This is a genomic window from Ramlibacter albus, from assembly GCF_014297445.1.
Taxonomy (GTDB): Bacteria; Pseudomonadota; Gammaproteobacteria; order Burkholderiales; family Burkholderiaceae_C; genus Ramlibacter; species Ramlibacter albus.
Window position 1 is genome coordinate 1 of record NZ_JACORU010000035.1, and the last position, 1,281, is coordinate 1,281.

Consider the following 1,281-nt stretch of genomic DNA (forward strand, 5'->3'; position numbering starts at 1 on the left):
CGCCATAACTCGCTTGTATTGTTCGTTTGTCCGGAGACCCCGGGCAGGAGGGGCGTATGCAGGTAACTCGCTTTTGGCTCCGAGCCTGTCGCGTAGATGTAGCAGCGCCCATCCTTTTTCTCCTGTCCCTGGTGAGGTCGGACAGCATCTTTTAGCCCGGCATCGGCCGGAGCCCGCATGTGCAAGGTTGGCCAGGCGGGAGAGAGGAGAACATGCGCGAAGCAAGCAGCGGCCAGGCCGTGGCGATCGGGTTGGACATAGCAAAGCTGAAGGTGGACGTGTGCGTGCGGCTGCCGGACGGCAAGTCTCGTTCCAAGGTGATCTCCAACAGCAAGGCCGGGTTCGAGGAGTTGATGATTTGGCTGGGCAAACATGGCGCTGCGGGAGCGCATGCGTGCATGGAGGCGACAGGACCCTATTGGCAAGAGCTGGCGGAGTTCCTCGCCGATGCGGGCCACCCTGTCAGTGTGGTGAACCCCGCACGCATCAAAGCGTACGGCATCGCCTCGGGTGCCCGAAGCAAGACCGATGCAGCCGACGCGAAGGTCATTGCCGACTTCTGCGCGACGCAGTGTCCCGAGCTGTGGCAAGCGCCACCACCTGCGGTGCGGGTGCTCAGAGCTCTGGTCGCGCGACGCCAGGCCCTCGTCGATTTGCGAACCGAGGAGGGGAACCGCCTTCAAGTCGCTCACGTAAGTGTCAAAGCCAGCATCGAGACAGTCTTGCTCACTCTCAATGAGCAGATCGATGCGATCGAGCAGCAGATTCGCCAACACATTGACGACGATCCGACCCTGAAGTCGCAGCGAGAGCTGCTCGATTCGGTGCCCGGCCTGGGGGACGCGACGATCCCGACACTGCTGGGCCATCTGGGTGGCCCGATGCGCTTTGCCAGCAGCAAACAAGCAGTGGCGTACGCGGGCGTCGACGTGAGGCATTACGAGTCTGGCTCGAGCGTTCGAGGTCGCCCGCGGCTGTCCAAGCGTGGCAACGCGAGCTTGCGCAGGGCTTTGTACATGCCGGCAGTAGTGAGCATGCGACTGACCGGCTGGGGCAAAGCATTCACTGCGCGCCTCACAAGGGCCGGAAAACCAAAGATGGTCATCATTGGCGCGCTCATGCGCAAGCTGGTCGAGATGTCGTATGCCATCTTGAAATCCGGCAAGCCGTTCGATCCTGGACGTCATAGCGCTTGACTTGAACGACAGCATCTGCGCGATTGGCGCGAACGCCAATCGCTCCGCTCAAACAAATGGCGCGAGTCAGAGCACGTACGCGTTG

1 protein-coding gene is annotated in these 1,281 nt (G+C 61.7%); it reads left to right on the forward strand.

Features of this window, described 5'->3' with window-relative positions; translation table 11 throughout:
- Window positions 1-212: 212 nt before the first annotated feature.
- Window positions 213-1,196, forward strand: coding sequence for an IS110 family transposase (locus tag H8R02_RS30000; protein ID WP_187085710.1), 984 nt, complete (start codon window positions 213-215; stop codon window positions 1,194-1,196).
- Window positions 1,197-1,281: the final 85 nt, after the last annotated feature.